Below are 19,827 nucleotides of genomic sequence, written 5' to 3'. Positions count from 1 at the left end.
AAATAATTATGAGTTCATCACACATTACAACTAATCCCAGAGGACATCCCACAGAGTTTGAGGAAATCATTCAAGAAAAAAGCCACAACTTTGTCGGTCGTGAATTTGTTTTCACAGCTATTAACAACTTTCTCCACAGCCATAACCAGGGTTACTTCACCATTATTGGCGCACCCGGTAGCGGTAAAAGTGCTATCCTCGCCAAATTTGTGACAAACAATCCTCAAGTTATTTATTACAATGCCGAACTTGAGGGTCAAAATCGTGCTGACGAATTTCTCAAGGTTGTTTGTACTCAGTTAATCGACTGGTTGCATAATTTAAGCACCCCACCCCAACCCTCCCCGCAAGCGAGGAGGGAGCAAGATTTTTCCCAGTTAGGGGGAGTTCCAGATAATGCGACTGAGGGGAGTTGGTTTTTGTCTCTTCTTCTCCAGCAAATCAGTGATGAGTTAGAACCCGCTCAAAAACTGATAATTGCCATTGATGGGTTGAATTGCATTGACCGTAACAGCCAACCACCTGGTACAAATCTGTTTTATCTCCCCCGCTATCTTCCAGATAAGGTCTATTTTCTCCTCACTCGTAGACCTTTTTTGCGGGAGAAGTCGGGTTTATTAATTGAAACGCCGTCGCAAAGTCTTGATTTAGCAGATTATCCAGAAGAAAATCGGCAAGATATCCAAGCATATATTCAAAATTACCTAACCCTTCAAGAGATCCCCCCAACCCCCCTTGAAAAGGGGGGCAATATTTCTCCCTCGTTAAGGGAGAATCTTAAATCTTGGCTGAGTAATCACCAGATTAGTGAGCAAGAATTCTGCGATCGCCTCACCACTTTGAGCGAAAATAATTTTATGTATCTCAGTCAGATAATAAGTGCGATACCTTCTCCTGTCGGAGACGCTCCGCGAACGGTAAGCTTCGCTAACGCAGAAAATTTCTACCCGATACCTTTCCAGTACAATCAACTCCCGCCTGGTTTAGAAGCATATTATCAGCAGCATTTACACAAAATGTTTCCATCTGAACAAAAGACGGAACACAGCACAGATGTGTTAAATGTTTTAATACAGCAGCAAAAAGCAATATCAGTGGAAGCGTTGGCGCAGCCCGCCGCAGGCATCGCACAAATCATTGATACTGATGAGTATGAAGTTGAAGAAGTGCTACAAAATTGGCTAGAGTTCTTACAGCAAAAACCAATTGCCTCTGAAACCCATTACAGTCTCTATCATTCCAGCTTTCGAGACTGGCTAGGTAAACAGCAAATAAAACCTTCTGAAAAATATCCACAGACATGATATACAGCAGAATTTAGGAGTAGAGCCAAAGACGCTCCGCCAAGGCGTCAGAATAGGCTATGTCCCGCTGCACTAACAGAAGTAAAACAAGCTTTGTACCTTCAGACTAGCTTGTGTACTTCATCAACTTGAAATCTGCTGTAAGTGCTCATCTACCAGACAACTGGTTTATCAAAAAAGTTGACACAAGTAGTTTTGATGTAATATGGTATATTACAAGAGTAACGAGTTAAATTAAAAAGACTTCCTCACCAGTACAGTAGAAATAAAATTACCATTTGCACGCAATTAGTTGATATTACGAGAAAAAATTTTCAAAACTTCCTACTTAATACAAAATAACTTAACTAACGCTGCATAACTTATAAATATGGATTTTGACTATTTTAGAAGCAATGAAGGCACTCCTACAAATAATACTCGGCAAAGTTTACTTGCTTGCGGTTGGCGACCGTTTAACCGAGAATTAGACTGGGGATTTTTGTGGCAACTGTTGTATAGTGACTCCCGCGAATTAAGTCAAAAAAGTTTGAATTTGGCGAGTAACATTGCTGATGTTTTAGGACGGAATAATTATGCTTGGTGGGCGAATTTATTAAGTGTTGTATCTGATAATACCCGCTATGAAGTTGAAAAATTTTGGAATTACATTACACCAGATCCTCAATCACCAGATCATCGCTACAAAGATGTTTTGAGTACGGAAACGCCTATTGTCCAATTTGTCAGTCGTAGTAGTATTCCCATTGATTATGTTCTTAATCGACTGCAAGAAATTACTGTACTGCGAGTTTTAGGTGTATTGGGTAATCCTGATATTATTACCCAGTATCATTCAGAAAGAGATTTTTATTTTCCGATAGATAAATTTGTTAGCTGGGAACGCTTAGACGTTATTAATACTGTTTACGCTTACTGGTCTAAGTATGACATTTGGTTGCAAATTGATCCCTACGATCGCGGGCGACGACAATATAGTTTAATGGCGAAAAATCTCGCGCCACTAATTAACAAAGCGACTTACGACTTAGCAGTGATGCTGAGTGGATATCAAAGTCGTGTAGGCAAAGTTCATAGTCAATTTCCCATTCGGACATTTCCCGCAGATATCCAAAACTTTACTGATTCTGTACAGCAAGCAATTTTGAATCAAAATCAGTTAGCGGTTGTTGTACATGGGCAACCAGGTACTGGTAAAACAGTGTGGACACAGGCAGTAGCAAAAGAAATTCTTGTACCTTTAGGGTATGTAATTTTTATTTTAGATCATGATGCGATCGCTAATTTTGTTCCACCAACTTACATAGAGCGTATCTGTATCGTTATTAACGAAGCTGATAATCTAGCGCAAAATCGTGCTTCGGAGGTAGCGCAATACAATAACAAAACCGAACACATTCTGAGTTTGCTAGATGGCACTTTGTATCAGAGTGTAATTGATGACTCTGGTATCCAGATGCAGCAACGGTTAGTTGTTTTGATGACTTGTAACACTACTGAAAGATTAGATCCAGCCTTGTTACGTAAAGGTAGGGTGGATTTAATATATGAGTTTACACAACTATTTGTTTGAAATCTACTATCACCACAGTTTCATCTGTTTTGCGATACAAGCTGACGTTCTTTGCGCCAAGCTTGGGGAGGTAAACCGTGATGTTGGCGAAACTGGCGGGAGAAATGAGATACATCCTGATAGCCCAATGCTTTTGCTATCTTCTCGACTGTCTGCTCGCTATTTCGGAGTAAAAAACGCGCTCCCGCCATCCGACGTTTGACAATCCAGCAGTTTACAGTTTCTCCTGTCTGCTTTGCTACTCGGTTAGTTAAGTAAGCGGGTGAGTAACCAACAGCAACAGCTACATCACACAAAGTAATTCCTTGATGATAATGGGCTTCGATAAAGTCGAAAACTTCTTTTAATTGAGGCATGCAGGGAAAGATTGACTTAGAAGGATCTTGATCAAAGACTTCTTCATCAGAGGCTATGGCAACATCTTTAGCGATCGCTGGAGTATCATCTGTAAATACTAATTTTGGAGTTTTCTCCGACTTCATAGTACACCAATACTGAAAATTAGCTTGTTTTTGTAAGCGAATAGCGATCGCTCTAAGCAATTCGTCTAGTGTCGAGGGTTTGCTAAGATAGTCGTCTGCTCCCAATTCCATAGCTTTGCGAACGTCTGCTCTAGTACTACTGCCAGTCAGAAAAATGAAAGGAATAATTGCTGTAACAGGATCTTGGCGTAGCGTAGTTAAAACGTTATAACCATCCATATCGGGCATCGTAATATCGCAAATCACTAAGTCGGGTATACGCTTTTGTGCTTGGTGGATGCCAACAAGACCGTTATCGGCACCTATTGTATCAAAACCTTTAGCCTCAAGACCCTTTAAATAAAGATTACGAGTAACGTTATCATCTTCAATGACGAGAATTTTCTTTGACGATTCTGACATAATTTTCTATTACCATAACTTTTTGCAGAAGCTGTTTACTAGACTCTTTGGTGAGTATGTAAATAGACATGAAATTAATTACTTCATTCCAAGAGTTATGATTGTTAAGTTGTTAATTAACAACTTTCTTCATTTCAAAACTCATAACTCGGAAGTGGTCAACTCTGATTTGATTAATGGCAAGATCACAGTAAATGTAGTGCCTACATCAAGTTGACTTTTTACAGTGACTTGACCGTGATGTAAATCTATAAGAGTTTTAAGAATCGATAGTCCTAATCCAGTACCAGGTATATGATCGATATTACTACCACGATAAAATGGCTCAAATATTCGTTGTTGATCTACTACTGAAATACCGATCCCCTTATCTTTAACCTGAAAAATCACTTTTTCGTTTTGGCAAGATAGTTCCAAATTAATTGCGATGTTTGAGGTAGAATACTTGATTGCATTGTCGAGCAAATTCTTCAAAATAGGCTCTAACAATTTTTTATCTATGCAGGCTATCAAAGAGTTATCTTGACTTACAAAGTTAATTGGAACTCGGCTAAAACTCATCTGCATTTGTGCAACTAAATCATTACAAAACCGAACTAACTCAAGCGGTTTGGGATCATAGTTTATTTTTGCCGATTCTGCCTTAGAGAAGAACAAAATATCATCCAACATCTGGCTAAGTTGTTCGGTGGCTTTTTGAATGTGATCGAGTAATGGTTGTATTTTCTTCTGTGTGCGTTTGTCTACTTCTTCTTTGAGTAAGCTATTAGAAAATGAAACAATATTCAGCGGAGTCCGAAATTGATGGCAGACCATAGAAAGAAAACGCGCTCTAAGTTCGCTAAGTTGTTTTGCTTGTTCTAAAGCCTGGTTTAGATTTAATTCTGCATATTTGTAATCGGTAATATCGATGCCTGCAATCAGTTCAACTGGCTTTCCTCCAAAATCCAACACTCCATTCAGCATGGCAACCGCGCAAGCTAGCCAGCGCTCCGTGCCGTTTTTTGTCAAAATACTTATCTCTTGGTATTCAAAATTACCTAATTCACCCTGAGTGCGTACCTGCCTACGTTTTTTGCTTTTAATCAGTCGGCGCAGTTCAAAGCCTGTTGTCAGTTCCTCGGTTGTGTAGCCAGTGAGTTTCTCCACTGCTGGATTTACATAGCAAAGCCGCGTACCTTGAATTAAAAAAGTGCTGGTATCTGTGGTTTCTGCTAAAGTCCGAAATCTAGTTGCGTTCAATCGTAATGCTTCTTCAGTTTGTTTCGATTGAGTAATGTCCCAAATACTCCACACTCTCCCAATAATTTTATCTTCAAGCAACTGAGGTTTAGAATAGTGTGCAAAAACTCTGCCATCTTTTAACTCTAGAATGTCGTAGCTCTCGAAATCAGCTTGGCTAGACACTTCCCAAATCATCCGATTAAAGGTTTGTGGATCTTTAAGTTGGCTCTCAAAAAAAGCTTTGCATTGAGGACATTTCTTAGATAGTATTAGAGACTCTGGAATCTGCCACATCTCCACAAATTTCTGATTCAAGCTCAGAATATCTCCCTCAAAATTAACTGCAACAATACCAATGGCAGTAGACTCCAGAGTAGAACGAAGTAAAGAAAGAGATGTTTCTAGTTCTACTTCTTTTGCCTTGACTTGAGAAAATTCTTGTTGCAAATTATCTTTAGCATCTTTTAATTCATCAGTCCACTTTTGCACGCTCAATTCTACTATTTCATCACTTATTTCACGAGCAAAAGCACAGCCAAATTCTATATCTTGGTATTTAACATAGCTCATGGATATTTCTACCAAAAATATCCGACCTCCTTTTGTCCGATAGCGAGATTTAAAGGTAAGGGAACCCTGTGAGCTAATATCTGACCAATTGTGCAGAGAAAAATCTACGTCTATATCATGCAGCTTCATGGAAAGTAATTCCTCACGGGAATACTCAGTCATCAGGCAAGTGGCATCGTTGACGTAAAGAAACTGCGCGTTTGCTCCTAAACAGAAGGCAGCATCTACAGCATGATTTATTAGGAAATGAGCAAACTTCATCTCTCTTTCTGGTTGTAGTGCCCATTGATTGTTTGATCTAGCTACTGTATATTTGCCAGAATTCATATTTTTACTTCCTCTTGCTAATCAATCAGCACCATAGCCATTAATGAGTTAATATTCATAACTTACTAAAATCTTTGGTGTACTGTTCGGCTGTTAAAAAATAAAATTAGTTAGAGAATTAAAAAATATTTTTAATTATCTTCATAAAAATTATCATATCAGAAAAATATAAATTTTTAAATCAAATTTGCTAAAAAAATAAATCTTTCCAAAAAAATATTATTGAATTAAACAGCTTTTGATAGCAGCACAAAATTTAGACAAATCAAATCTAGATTAGTCAATCAACCTTAACTTATTAGATAAAAGTTTTAAACTTTTAATCTATCTAAACTAGCCCTGCACCAGAACTAAGTAATAGACATTTCCACAAATTAATTATGCGTTATCAAGAATTTTTGCAAAGACGTAGCAGTGCTATTTACGTCTCTACAAGAGTTCACCAACCTAAAATTCCTGGGTTTCCCCTACTAATCTATACCAGTCGTTTTATTTTTTACATAAATGAATTTGCAGTGCTGGGTCTGGGTTAAATGAATAAACTTCAACTCATCAACTTATTTTCTTAATTTATCTTAACCTACCTTCTCAGGGATTTAACTATAGAAGAATATGCTTAGTCATCTGTCGTAAGAAGTACATTTATCTTGAAATACACGTAAAATTATATGCAACATAGTTGTATCTTTTTTGTCAAAAATGAAAGATGTATTTGCGTATTAAGTAGATATTGCTGATTTATGCATTATCAAAAACACTTGTTTAAAAAATTAATATTTTCTGAATTCTCTATCATCTTTCAAAGGAAATATCAAATATTAAAAAAGAATGTATTTATAGTTACAAATAATTGACTCAAAGAGTTTTTGGTAGCAATATAAAGACTGCTAAATCTTCTCATGCTTTAATTCGGATGAAAAGTTATCCAAGTTATAAAGCAAAAGAAATGACAACCAAATCAAAGGATTTCCTATAATTTTGCAATATACTGTTCCTACATTGCAGAATATCAATTTTTCAGAGTGACTAAGTTGCAAATGTTGCGATCGCGATCAAAGCAAAAGAATTGACACCCAGATCAAAAGATTTTTCATTGCAAATAAGGTCTTCATCATTGCGATCGTCAAAAATTAAGAACCTCTCCAAGCATTTATTAATTAGATCGGCGCTATTAAAGCTAGCTATATTAAGTTATGTATAGATTATGAGAGATAGTTAAATTAAGGTTAGTTGCTAGTTTATACACCTTTAGATAATTTAGTTTTTTCCCGCTCATGTACGTACTTAACGCTTTTTCATCACCATAGAAGCGAAAAATTTGACATCTTTATCAAAAGATTTTTGATTGTACAACAGTCTTCATCTCCCTTATTCTGGTGGCAAGAAGCACAGCCTCAACTGTTGTATGCTTTTGGTAAAAATTTTTTGGTACTGCGCTCACAAGCATCAATCAGGAGCAATCAACCATTTCTACTCTTGTCCAAACTAGATCATAGCTGTGAGAAACAACAGAGTTGTTTGTATTAAATATTTCTATCGCTGTGATTGTAAACTAAAAAGCCTTTGTGTAACTTTCTGTAATTACCTGAAACTAATGAGTCAAAACTATACTGGTTCAAATCCTCTCATCACCACTGAGCCATACAAGGAACTTCCAGCAAACAGCTATGTAGAATCTGTGTCTGACTCTCGTCAGCTTGATGAATCAGAGAATAATGAGGGAATTCAGCCTTTTTTAACCGATGAAATAGCCCCAACTCTCTCAGTTGCCGATGCGATCGCTCAGATGTTGGAAAATTTGGGAGTAAGCTACGCTTTTGGTGTCGCAGGTGGTGCGATGGCAAGCATTTGGGGGGCGCTGTCGAATAGCAGCATAGAGGTGTTGAACTTCCGCCATGAAGCCGGAGCCGCATTTGCAGCCACCGAAGCTTACTTTGCGAATAATCGCCCCACTGTAGTTTTTACCACAACAGGGCCGGGGATCACTAACTCCCTCACCGGATTATTTGCGGCTCGTGGTGAAGGTGCAAAAATAATTTTGTTGTCCGCTTGCACCTCAGCACCGCAGCGCGGACGTTGGGCAATTCAAGAAACCAGCACTTATACCTTACCCAGTGGAGGGATTTTTACCCCAGGAGCGTTATTCAACTATGCAATTACTATTGAATCTGCATCTCAACTACCGCAAATTTTTCGTAAACTTGCATTAGCTATGGCGCAACCAGGCGGATTTGTTGCCCATTTGAGTATTCCCACGGGTGTACAGACAAGTTTAGTTGAGAATATAGCCTTACCCCAACTAGATATTTCTCCGTTGGGGATGACTGCTTCAAAAGAAGCGATCGCTAAATCTGTAGAGTTGTTATCATCTGGCCCCTTTGCTATCTGGGTTGGTTTTGGTGCGCGTAACGCAGCAGAGGAAATCCTTGAACTCGCTGAAAAAACCGGAGCAGCCGTCATCTGCTCACCTCGTGGTAAAGGTATCTTCCCCGAAGATCATCCCCAATTTGTGGGTGTCACAGGTTTAGGCGGTCATGCTTCCGTCTTAACTTATATGGAACAGCATCCTCCACTACGCACACTCGTATTAGGAACCCGTCTTGGCGAACCGACTTCTTTTTGGAGTTCGGCACTAGTTCCAAAAGGAGGCTTTGTCCATGTTGATATTGACCCAGAAGTACCAGGAGTGGCTTATTCACACGTTGAAACTTTCGGGGTTCGCTCTGACATCAAAGCCTTTGTCAAAGAGTTGTTGCAGCAATTGCCAGATGCTCCTCATTCCCCAATCTCCCTACCTCGTCCAGAACACAAAGCAATTGAACTTGTTACAGACGTAGACTATCCAGTGCGACCAGAAGTATTGATGGCAGCAATTCAAAAAATCATTGTTGAGGATAGCGATGCCATAGTCATGGCGGAGTGTGGTAACTCCTTTACTTGGTCAACACATCTACTGCAATTTTCCGAAGCCAATCGTTACCGAGTCAGCACCGGAGTCGGCGCAATGGGTCACGCTGTTACAGGAGTGTTGGGTGCAGCGTTGGCAAACAATAGTAAAGCTGTAGGGATTGTCGGTGATGGAGCAATGCTGATGAATAACGAAATCAGCACAGCCGTGAAATACAAAATTCCCGCAATCTGGATTGTACTCAACGATGCGCGTTACAACATGTGTCATCAAGGGATGAAAATCTTGGGATTAAAAGGTGCAGATGCAACAATTCCACCAACAAACTTTGCGATGATTGCTCGTGGGATGGGAGCAGAAGCGATTGTAGTTGTCAGAGAGTCAGATATTGAACCTGCATTAGAACAAGCCATCGCATCAACTGTTCCATTTTTAATCGATGTAGTGATTGACGCTGATCGCCCAGCACCTTCTGGTGGACGTAATAAGAGTTTAGCAGCACAAGGAATTAAATCAACTTCTGCTAAAAGTGCAGCCAAGCAAGTTTCATTTCCAATGGTTTGATTTTAAAAGTTTGCAATCTCACTCAAATGTTATAGACACTAAAACACTGCAAAAAAGCGGAATTTACAACGTAGTTTGGATTAGTCCATTCAGCAAAAGATAAAAGATGAGTTTAGAAGTGGCAACAACTAAGCCCACAAAACTAGAATGTTTTATTTTTGAAGATTACTTTTTTCTATCTTCATCTTATCTTAATATTCAAGACTGTTTTTGTGTCTATATCTTTACAGATTGTAATCTTCATTACTTTCTCTAACCAATACCAAACAATATCGAGAGGTGAAAATGCTGCTATTTGAAACTGTTAGAGAAATGGGTCACGAACAAGTTCTGTTTTGTCATGGTAAAAATCCCGAAATTAAAGCAATTATTGCCATCCATGACACTAGCTTGGGCCCAGCGATGGGAGCTACAAGACTCATGCCTTATGTTAACGAAGAAGCTGCTTTAAAAGATGCACTTCGTCTCAGTCGTGGAATGACATATAAAGCAGCCTGTGCAAACATTCCGGCTGGTGGGGGAAAAGCAGTCATTATTGCTAATCCTGAAAATAAGACAGACGATCTGTTGAGAGCTTACGGACGTTTTGTTGATAGTTTGAATGGACGTTTTATTACCGGACAAGATGTCAATATTACTCCTGATGATGTACGGACGATTAGTCAAGAAACGCAATATGTTGTTGGGGTATCAGAAAAATCTGGTGGCCCTGCTCCGATAACATCACTAGGAGTTTTTCTCGGAATTAAAGCTGCTGTAGAATCTCGTTGGCAGAGTAAAAGACTTGATGGCATGAAAGTTGCAGTTCAAGGCTTAGGAAATGTTGGTAAAAATCTCTGTCGTCACTTACATGAGCATGATGTCCAGCTTTTTGTTAGCGATGTAGATCCAGTAAAAGCAAAAGAAGTGAAACGGCTTTTTGGTGCAACTGTTGTAGAACCAACCGAAATTTACTCACTTGATGTAGATATATTTGCTCCTTGCGCTTTAGGAGGAATTCTTAATAGTCACACAATTCCTTTCCTGCAAGCTTCGATTATTGCTGGTGCAGCTAACAATCAATTAGAAAATGAGCAACTACATAGTCAAATGCTTGCTAAAAAAGGGATTATTTACAGCCCTGATTATGTAATTAATGCTGGAGGACTAATCAATGTTTACAACGAAATGATTGGTTATGACGAAGAAAAAGCTTTCAAACAAGTGCATAACATTTATGACACGCTATTAGCAATTTTTGAGATTGCTAAAGAGCAAGGAGTTACTACTAACGATGCTGCTAGACGATTAGCAGAAGACCGGATCAACACTAGTAAGCGAACCAAGACTACAGCGATCGCAGCCTAGTTGTTATTATCTTCAGGAGTGAACAATGGAAAAAAATACCTTTGCTACATCAGCTTATATTGCAACTTCACCAAAAAGCGCCTTTGACTACCTTTGTAGTTTAAAAAATTTAGATGAATGGACGCTTTACAGCCGGATGAAAGAGCAAATTGACGAAGATACCTGGCTCGGAAGTGCATCCGGTTATCACAAAAATCTTTACTATCACGTTAAAAAACTAGAAAATCCACTTTTCTACGGTATTGAGTGGCACTGTGGATTAGAGTATCAGAAATATTTTCAGGTTTACCCTGTTTTGCTATTTCCTACCGATTACATCGAGCCAGGAACAGATGAAAAAGGTGTATATTTTCACTGGTTGAGCTTTGTCGATCCCAAACGGCAGACTCAGATGATTATGCAGGGAATTCATACAGTACACACTTCCGAATGTCGTTCTCTCAAAGGTAATTTGGAACGCAAAGCTGGACTTACCGCAGCAGCCAGAGGACGCCACTTTATTAATACTGACACCATCTATGTTGATGCTCCAGTTGAAATTGGCATTGAATACTTAAAAGACTTACGAAACATAGATGAGTGGGCGCATTTATTGCGACCAAATGGCGAGATTGATCTTGAATCAGGAGAATTCAAAGATGAATATGACCAGAAGGTAAAAGTTTCTGTGCGAGTTCATAGTCTGAGTAAATACTACTTGGTTGAACAAGAACACTTTTACCCAGACTACGAATATTATCAACGCTCTGTAGCGTTACTTATTCCAACTGCCTATGCTTTCGCTGATCCGGAGGCTTCTGGTTTTATCTTGCATCGAATCACATTCTGGAAAGCAGATAGAACTGTTACCCACGGGAAACTTCAGATTGAAGACTTTGGTGCTGAGAGTATGAACATCAAACGTTTACTCGAAGCCAAAGCAGGCAACCTAAAATCATTTGATCGGGGAATGAGCTATCTACCAAAAACTCAAGAGGAGCTAGTTATTAGTTATTAGTCATGGGTCATTAGTCATTAGTCAACTGACAAATGACAAATGACAAAGGACAAAACATGAAACTCAAACAAATTACTATTACTTTCATCACTTTTTGTGTTGCCACTTTTTCTGAAATGAAAGTTGCGTCAGCTACATCGTTTTCGGTAATCGCTGACGGTCTATATAATGCCGGTGGTCTGAGCTTTGGCCCTGATGGTAATCTCTATGTTACAGAAGCGGGAATCGGGGGAAGTGGAGCTTGTGTTCCACCACCAAGTGGTCAAGGCGATTCTTTATGCTATGGCACAAGTGGTGCAGTTACCAAAATTGAGAATGGTAAGACCAAGCGGATACTTACAGGACTTCCTTCCTTAGCATTACCTGATGGTAGTGGAGGCGCTGGTCCTCGTGATATTCAATTTGATGCTACAGGTAAACCTTATGTTCTGATTGGGTATGGAGCTAATCCAGGCTTTCGCGATCGCAATTTGGGTAACACTGACCTCGGTAAAATCATTGCTCCCGACTTTAATACCAATTCCTGGACGAGTGTTGCAGATTTAGCTAACTATGAACTCGCCAATAATCCCGATGGTGGTGATGTCGATAGCAATCCCTTGGGTTTTGTCATAGATGGAAATAAGTTAGTTGCAGCTGATGCAGGTGCAAACGACTTACTGGGTGTCAACATTGGTGGCAGTAATTTGCAAGCTATTACCACCTTCCCCAAAGACATCTTGACGAATCCAGTCTTTCCACCTTCTGATACTCCATCCAATGAACCGGCACAGGTTCCATCTCAAGGTGAAGTGGGGCGATCGCAGTTTGCAACTCAAGCAGTACCCTCAAGTGTGGCAAAAGGCCCTGATGGCGCTTATTACATCAGCCAATTTACCGGGTTTCCTTTTGCTGAAGGTGGCGCAAAAATCTATCGAGTCGGTGCTGATGGCAAGCCAACAGTCTTCGCCGATGGTTTTACCCAACTCACAGACTTGCAATTTGATTCTGCGGGTAATTTGTATGCTTTGCAGTACGCTAATCAGTCAGCTTGGAAGGGTGATTTTGATGGTTCTGTAATCAAAATAGCTCCCGATGGCACACGCACAACTCTTCTGAGTGGCAATGGATTAGAGTCGCCTAGCGCTCTGACTATTGGTGCTGATGGTGCAGTATATGTCACCAACCGAGGCGATCGCCCAGGAGAAGGACAAATTCTCAAAATTGAGAATACCAAGTCTATTCCTGAACCTGATTCTGCTTTAGGTGTGTTAGCGATCGCTGCCTTGGCCATTGGTTGCACAAGAAGAGAGAGCTACCAAACCTCTCATAAATAGAGTCATGGCGCTCAAATAAAGAGTTTCAAACCAATATCACTGCCTCTCAATAAAGGCATTATTTACCCTGCGTTTTTTGAAGACTAGGATTCGTTGTCTTTAAAACCATAAAAGTTTCCACAAACAAATTATTTAACTCTCAATCTCCAAAGGTATGAAACTCAAGTCATTTGCTCTTACATCTGTTACATTTTGTTTTACCGCTATTTGTGGAACACTATCTGCACAAGCTGCAACATTAACAACTATTGTCGATGGAGTTAGTAATGCCCGGGGTACTAGCTTTGGCCCTGACGGCAGTCTTTATGTAGCAGAGCCAGGTATTGGCGGAAATGGAAATTGCCAACCATCTCCGAGTACGTTGTTTCAGCCTATCTGTGCTGGTAACACTGGTTCACTAGTCAAAGTTTCACCAAACGGTACAAAACAGCGTCTACTTAATAACTTTGAGTCTTTAGCAGAGCAACCCACTGGCAACCAAGGCGCTGGTATTCAAGACATACAATTCGACTCTAAAGGGAATGCTTATCTGCTGACTGGCTTTGCCGGTTATCCAGGAAACCGCGATTTAGCAACACTTAACCTTGGTTCAAAATCCCCACTCCCACCACAGCAACTTGCGACTTTCCCGCCATCAACACCCGATAAAGTTTTGAATACACCGCTTCTAGCACAACTGTCCAAAGTTGACTTGAACACGGGAGCTCTCAGCAGTATTTTTGACTTTGCCAAGAATGAAATCACCAAAAATCCAGATAAAGGGGATGTAGTTACCAATCCCTATGACCTAACTATTAATGGTGATAATGCTTATGTGGTTGATGGGGGCGGGAACACTGCTTACAAAATTAAACTTGATGGAAGCAAATCCCAGGCGATCGCAATTCCGAAAAACATTATTAGTAAGTCAGATTTGCCACCAGGACTACAATTACCTCCTGGGCTATTAGAGGACCTTCCAGGAGGAAAAACAGCAATTCAATCAGTACCCACTGGTGGCGCAATTGGCCCCGATGGAGCTTTATACGTTGGTGAATATACGGGTTTTCCTTATCCACAAGGTAAATCACGGATTTTCCGTATTGGCGACGATCTCAAACCAGAAGTTTTTCTGGATGGATTTACGCATATCACCGACCTAACCTTTGATAAAAAAGGCGATTTGCTAGTTTTACAGTTTAGCGACAAGTCCCAGTTAGGAGGTGACATCACAAATCTACCTGGATCTCTGATCCAAATTGCTCCTGACGGCACTCGTACAACACTCGTTGCCGCAGGTCAAGGGCTAGATTCTGCTGATGGAATTGATATTGGACCTGATGGCAAGATTTATATTACCAATCGCGGTGTCGGTCCAGGACGAGGAGAGGTTGTTCGGGTGGATGGTGTCGCTATCGAAAAAGTCCCCGAACCTAGTTCAGTACTCGGCTTACTAGCACTTGCTAGCGTAGGTGCAACTGCTGCGATCGCCAAGCGCAAACGCCAAGAAAAGTTGGGTGAAGAGTTGCTAGCCAAAGCAGAGACTGTCTAATTCCTGATCTGGCAATGCTTACAGAAGAGGCTGCTGCCTCACACAGAAAGTTGCATTTCAAACAAGAGGCAGCAGCCCGAATTTCAAGGTTCCCAAACTGGGACTGGGAACAAAATTAGTCTAGGAAAGAGTATACACTCATACAACTAGGACTTCAAACTCATGGGGTTAGTCAAAAATTTCTCAATCAGCATTCTCGGTACTGGATTCATGGTGCTGGCAACAGTAGCCCAAGCCAAGGCTGTAACATTAAATTACGACAGAAGTATCGGCAGTCCTGGCTTCGGTCCTGGGCAACTGTTTGTTCCCCAAGGCATAGCGGTAGATAACCAAGGGAATACCCTTATATCTAACGGACGTGGTGTTAACCCGGATGGTACTCCTAACTACAACCTCGGTGACAAAATTGAAAAATTTAGTCCAAGCGGTCAGTATATTGGAGCAATTGGCTCCGGCGGCACAGGACCCGGACAGTTTGACGAGCCAACAACTGTAGACTTTAATCCTGTAACAGGGGATTTGTATGCAGGTGATGTTTACAACAACCGCATCAATCAATTCGATTCTCAGGGTAACTTTATTAGATCCTTTGCAAATGGAGATTTTACCCCTCGTATAAATGATAGGCTTTTCTTTGGGCCATCTGGTGTTACATTTGACAAAACTGGTAACGTTTACGTAGGTGATTTTAACGGCGAAAGAATCCTTAAATTCACACCTGACGGAAAGCAAATTGGTGTCATTGGTGGTAAGGTGGGCACTGGACTTGGAGAAACTCAAGGTGTAGCAGGTGTAAGAATTTCCCCAGTCAGTGGAAATATCTTTCTAGCTGACCAGTATAACAACCGCGTTAAAGTACTCGATCCAAATGGTAAACCTCTGTACACATTTGGTTCAGCAGGTAGCGGACCTGGACAGCTTCTTCAGCCAATTGGCCTCGAAGTGGACGACCAAGAGAATGTTTATGTAGCTGATTCTATCAACAGCCGCGTTCAGGTATTTGATAAAAACGGTAACTTCTTGACTTCCTACGGTAAACCAGCCCTAGATGCATCAGGCAACCCAGTCCCGCCTCCAGCATTAACTGGCCCTCCTTTTGGCAATCCTCTCGACCTCACACCAGGCAGATTTAACTGGACAGGTGGGACAGCCCTCAAAGATGGCAAGCTTTATGTGGGCGATTTCTTCCAAGGTCGTGTCCAAGTGTTAAACGTAGAAGGCACAAGGAAAGTACCGGAACCTAGTTCAGCATTGGGTTTAGCACTGCTGGGACTTGGAGCTGCTACCGTCACATTGCAAAGACGTAGGCAACAAAAGCCAGTTTTCAGTTTAGAGAAAGAATTGCAAAAACAGTGCTGAGTTCTGATGCTTGAGTAACAGTGCTAGTAGTCTGTCAAGGTGAAATTAATAGGTAAGCAAGTTCGTAGTAAGGACTTTAGTCCTTACTACAAATCTTTAGGACATTAACGATTAATGCACATTCTGATTTATTCATACAACTATCATCCAGAACCAATTGGTATTGCACCTTTGATGACTGAACTAGCAGAAGGGCTGGTGAAGCGAGGGCACCAAGTGCGGGTAATCACAGGTATGCCTAACTATCCTCAGCGTCAGATTTACGATCGCTATCGGCGTAAGCTATACGTTACTGAAAAGAAAAATGGTGTCAAAATTCAGCGTAGTTATCTGCGGATTAAGTCTAAACCTAACCTTGTAGATCGGCTACTACTAGAGTTGAGCTTTGTCTTTACAAGTTTGCCACAAGCTCTTAAGGGTGAGCGACCTGATTTAATTCTCTTAACAGTGCCACCGTTACTCGTTTGCTTACCTGCAACCTTAATAAGTTGGTTATACAACTGTCCAGTAGTCCTGAATGTGCAAGATATCCTCCCAGAAGCTGCTGTGCGTGTTGGGCTAATTAAAAATAAGTTAATGATTCTCGCTCTAGAAGCTTTAGAAAAATTTGCCTACCGAAATGCACATACCATTAGTGTGATTGCTGATGGCTTTGTGGATAATTTAATAAATAAAGGTGTACCTGTTAATAAAATTGCCTGCATTCCAAATTGGGTAAATCTAAATTTTATCTGCCCTTTACCAAAAAAGAATAACTATTGGAGAGCTACATATCAACTCGATGGTAAATTTGTAGTACTTTATTCAGGTAATATTGCTCTCACGCAAGGTTTGGAGACAGTAATAGAAGCAGCAGCTTGCTTGCGCCATATTAATGATATTGTCTTTGTTGTAGCCGGCGAATCCCAAGCTCTTGAAAGGTTGCAAAAACATTGTCTTGCTTGTGGTGCAGATAACGTATTGCTTTTACCATTGCAACCGCGAGAAAAACTACCGCAAATGTTAGCAGCTGCTGATGTCGGGTTGATTGTGCAAAAGTGCAATGTGATTTCTTTCAATATGCCTTCTAAAATACCATTGTTGTTAGCCAGTGGTCGCCCAATTGTGGGTTCAGTTCCCGCCACTGGTACTGCTGCCAAAGCTATTCGAGAAAGTGGCGGCGGTATTATCGTTAAGCCAGAGTCAGCAGATGCTTTAGCCACTGCGGTATTGGATTTATATAATCAACCGGAACTAGCAGCAAAATTAGGGCGTGAAGGAAGAAAGTTTGCGGTAGAAAACTATTCCTTTGAGCAAATGCTAGATCGGTATGAAGAGTTATTTTTTAATATGATTCCCAAAAGAGCAACAACTTTGGATATGTTGCCCAAATTGAGTTCTCAGGAATCACTTGTTGATATTTGAAAATTGGAAGAAAAATGCCTTTGAAATCCTCTTATTCAGATCGGCTAAAAAAAACTGACCAAAGGTTGATCGCTTTATTGAGCGATCGCATATCATTATTAGCAGCATCAGAACAACCTTCTTTAGATGAACAACTGGCTGATGTCGCTCCCCTACTCGCTCAAGCTGGTATTCCTGAGTCTGTTTGGGCAGGTCTGCTAAATAGTTGTCATGCTACTCTGATTCCTAAATATGCAACAAATCATGTCAGTCCCCGACAAATTACCATCATCGGTGGATGCGGCAGGATGGGAAGATTATTTAAAGAGCAACTTTCCCTAATAGGTAGCAATGTTAGGGTTCTGGAACATGATGATTGGGAATATGCGGATCAACTATTAAGTCAAGCAGAATTAGTATTAGTAAGCGTTCCTATTGAACATACAGTTGATATTATTCAGCGTGCAGCTAAATACCTTGCCCCAACTACCGCTTTATGTGACATCACGAGTATTAAAGTACAGCCAACTCAGGCGATGCTCGAACATCATTCCGGGCCAGTCATGGGTTTACATCCAATGTTTGGGCCAAATGTAAAATCGTTTTTTGGACAAAAAGTAGTGGTGTGTCCAGGTCGAAACGATGATTCATTTCAATGGTTTTTAGACTTTTTTAAAAGTCAAGGGGTCGAGTTAGTTGCTTGCACACCTGAAAAACACGATCAAATGATGGTAATTATTCAAGCGACTCAACATTTCTGTAGATTTAGTCTTGGCGTTTTTTTAGCAGAAGCAAAAATTGACATAGAGCATAGTTTAACAATGTCAACTCCTAACTACCGTCAAGAAATTGACGTTGTTAAACGTTTGTTTTCCCAAAACCCTCACTTATGTGTAGATATTATGCTAGCTACAGAAGAAAGGTGTGATGCAATTAGCTTTTTAGCTGATACTTACAGCAGTTTGGCAAGACTGGTAGCGATGAAAGATAGAGACGCATTAATTCAAGAGTTTGAAAAGGCTCAAAGCTTTTTTGAAGAGAAAATCAACACTTTTCTACAACCTTTAAACACAACTGTTAAAGCGGCTATTTAATAAGATTTTCAACCAAAGATGCACATAAAGAAAAATATGTTAGTTAACATCAAGCAAAAAAGTAGATTAATTAATCAACGTGTTTCGGTGACTTTTAACTACGAGATTTACTTCACCCAAAATTTATTTGAGTTGAAAAATCCCACTTTAGCCCAAGTAACTGGTGCGGATGAGGAGACAAAGCCGAAGAGATTAGTTGCAGTGGTAGACGCAGGAATATTAAAATATCAACCTGAGTTGGTGAAGCAATTAGTCGCGTATACCAAGTTTTATGGAGAGGTACTAGCGATCGCAGCCCAACCGATGATAATTTCCGGAGGAGAAGCTGCTAAAAACGATTCCACTTTAGTAGAGCAAATCCACCAAGTAATAGAAGCTGCCGGATTATGTCGCCACTCCTACATATTAGCGATCGGCGGCGGGGCGGTGTTGGATTTAGTAGGATATGCAGCCGCAACTGCTCACCGGGGAATTCGCCTAATTCGGGTTCCAACAACGGTGTTAGCGCAAAATGATTCTGGGGTTGGCGTCAAAAACGGCATTAATGCCTTTGGTAAGAAGAACTTTCTCGGCACATTTGCGCCACCTTATGCAGTTATAAATGACTCTGCCTTTTTGACAACTCTAGACGATCGCGATTGGCGTTCTGGAATTGCAGAAGCAGTCAAAGTGGCGCTGATTAAAGATGCTAGCTTTTTTGATTTTATCGACTCTCACACCGCAGCTTTGAGGCGGCGAGATATGGACACTATCCAACAAGTTATTTATCGTTGCGCCCAGTTGCATTTAGAACATATTGCCAATGGCGGCGATCCTTTTGAAATGGGTTCGTCTCGTCCCCTGGATTTTGGACATTGGGCGGCTCATAAACTGGAACATTTGACAAATTATCGCTTGCGTCATGGCGAAGCAGTTGCGATCGGTATCGCTTTAGATAGCACCTATTCTTATTTGGTAGGGCTGCTGGATTGTTCAGAGTGGCAACGGATATTAAATACTTTATTAGCTTTGGGTTTCACGTTGTATGTGCCAGAACTGGCTAAGAATTTATCACAATTGGAAGATCCTCATTGTTTGTTTTGGGGTTTAATTGAATTTCGCGAACATTTGGGGGGAGAGTTGACTTTAACACTCTTACAAAGGATTGGAAAAAGCATTGAGGTTCATGAGGTTAATTTGTCTTTGTATAAGCAAGCAATATCGCTGTTGCAGGAAGTGAAGGTGAATTTTTAAACGCAAAGAAGGCTGAGGGAAGCGCATAGGCGCTTCTCTACGAGACGCTACGCGAACGCCTTCCCGTAGAGTAGGAACGCAGAGGTTTTATGAGATTATTTACTACTTTTGGGGGAGGTAGAGATTTTTAAATCGGATTGTTGGTAAATGTACTAGAAAAACAGTATAAAAAGCGAATAAATTGACATCCAATCGAAAAATTATTCAATGTAT

13 protein-coding genes are annotated in these 19,827 nt (G+C 40.5%); 11 read left to right on the top strand and 2 right to left on the bottom strand.

The annotated features are described in order from the left end of the window. Positions 1-8 precede the first annotated feature (8 nt). Positions 9-1,304 carry an ATP-binding protein gene (locus tag V7K56_RS01205; RefSeq protein ID WP_334906809.1) on the top strand — a complete coding sequence of 432 codons (1,296 nt, stop codon included), beginning with the start codon at positions 9-11 and terminating at the stop codon, positions 1,302-1,304. Between the two features lie 370 nt (positions 1,305-1,674). Next, the gene (locus tag V7K56_RS01200; protein WP_334906807.1) at positions 1,675-2,877 is read left to right on the top strand and encodes an AAA family ATPase; all 1,203 of its coding nucleotides are present in this window, start codon (positions 1,675-1,677) and stop codon (positions 2,875-2,877) included. A gap of 20 nt (positions 2,878-2,897) precedes the next feature. On the opposite strand, the gene V7K56_RS01195 is transcribed toward V7K56_RS01200, so the two are convergent. Together V7K56_RS01195 and V7K56_RS01190 are read right to left on the bottom strand one after the other, a co-directional pair. Beyond that, positions 2,898-3,761: a response regulator transcription factor gene (locus V7K56_RS01195; protein ID WP_334906805.1), complete on the bottom strand. Its 864-nt coding sequence runs from the start codon at positions 3,759-3,761 to the stop codon at positions 2,898-2,900. Between the two features lie 141 nt (positions 3,762-3,902). Then, on the bottom strand, positions 3,903-5,882 hold the full coding sequence (locus V7K56_RS01190; RefSeq protein WP_334906803.1) for a scytonemin biosynthesis sensor histidine kinase: 1,980 nt from the start codon (positions 5,880-5,882) through the stop codon (positions 3,903-3,905). Between the two features lie 1,594 nt (positions 5,883-7,476). Between V7K56_RS01190 and scyA the strand changes: the two genes are divergently transcribed. The 9 genes from scyA (at position 7,477) to V7K56_RS01145 (ending at position 19,614) form a co-directional block, all read left to right on the top strand. Beyond that, positions 7,477-9,354, top strand: a complete 1,878-nt coding sequence (scyA, locus tag V7K56_RS01185) for a scytonemin biosynthesis protein ScyA (RefSeq protein ID WP_334906800.1) — start codon at positions 7,477-7,479, stop codon at positions 9,352-9,354. 285 nt (positions 9,355-9,639) lie between these two features. Next, the gene (scyB, locus tag V7K56_RS01180; protein ID WP_334906798.1) at positions 9,640-10,701 is read left to right on the top strand and encodes a tryptophan dehydrogenase ScyB; all 1,062 of its coding nucleotides are present in this window, start codon (positions 9,640-9,642) and stop codon (positions 10,699-10,701) included. A gap of 25 nt (positions 10,702-10,726) precedes the next feature. Continuing rightward, complete coding sequence (gene scyC / locus V7K56_RS01175) at positions 10,727-11,698, top strand: scytonemin biosynthesis cyclase/decarboxylase ScyC (RefSeq protein WP_334906796.1); 972 nt, start codon at positions 10,727-10,729, stop codon at positions 11,696-11,698. 56 nt (positions 11,699-11,754) lie between these two features. Then, complete coding sequence (locus tag V7K56_RS01170) at positions 11,755-13,014, top strand: ScyD/ScyE family protein (RefSeq protein WP_334906908.1); 1,260 nt, start codon at positions 11,755-11,757, stop codon at positions 13,012-13,014. A 154-nt stretch (positions 13,015-13,168) separates the two neighbouring features. Further along, positions 13,169-14,545: a ScyD/ScyE family protein gene (locus V7K56_RS01165; protein WP_334906794.1), complete on the top strand. Its 1,377-nt coding sequence runs from the start codon at positions 13,169-13,171 to the stop codon at positions 14,543-14,545. A 162-nt stretch (positions 14,546-14,707) separates the two neighbouring features. Continuing rightward, entirely contained in the window at positions 14,708-15,904 is a 1,197-nt protein-coding gene (scyF, locus tag V7K56_RS01160) for a scytonemin biosynthesis PEP-CTERM protein ScyF (protein WP_334906793.1), read from the top strand. Between the two features lie 114 nt (positions 15,905-16,018). Further along, positions 16,019-17,308: a glycosyltransferase family 4 protein gene (locus V7K56_RS01155; protein WP_334906791.1), complete on the top strand. Its 1,290-nt coding sequence runs from the start codon at positions 16,019-16,021 to the stop codon at positions 17,306-17,308. A gap of 14 nt (positions 17,309-17,322) precedes the next feature. After that, positions 17,323-18,381, top strand: a complete 1,059-nt coding sequence (gene tyrA / locus V7K56_RS01150; protein WP_334906789.1) for a bifunctional chorismate mutase/prephenate dehydrogenase — start codon at positions 17,323-17,325, stop codon at positions 18,379-18,381. A 36-nt stretch (positions 18,382-18,417) separates the two neighbouring features. After that, positions 18,418-19,614, top strand: coding sequence for a 3-dehydroquinate synthase (locus tag V7K56_RS01145; RefSeq protein WP_334906787.1), 1,197 nt, complete (start codon positions 18,418-18,420; stop codon positions 19,612-19,614). Positions 19,615-19,827: the final 213 nt, after the last annotated feature.

The organism is Nostoc sp. (genome assembly GCF_036917535.1).
Lineage (GTDB): Bacteria > Cyanobacteriota > Cyanobacteriia > Cyanobacteriales > Nostocaceae > Nostoc.
Note: the sequence above shows the minus strand (reverse complement) of the source record. Positions and strands in the feature narration are given on the sequence as shown.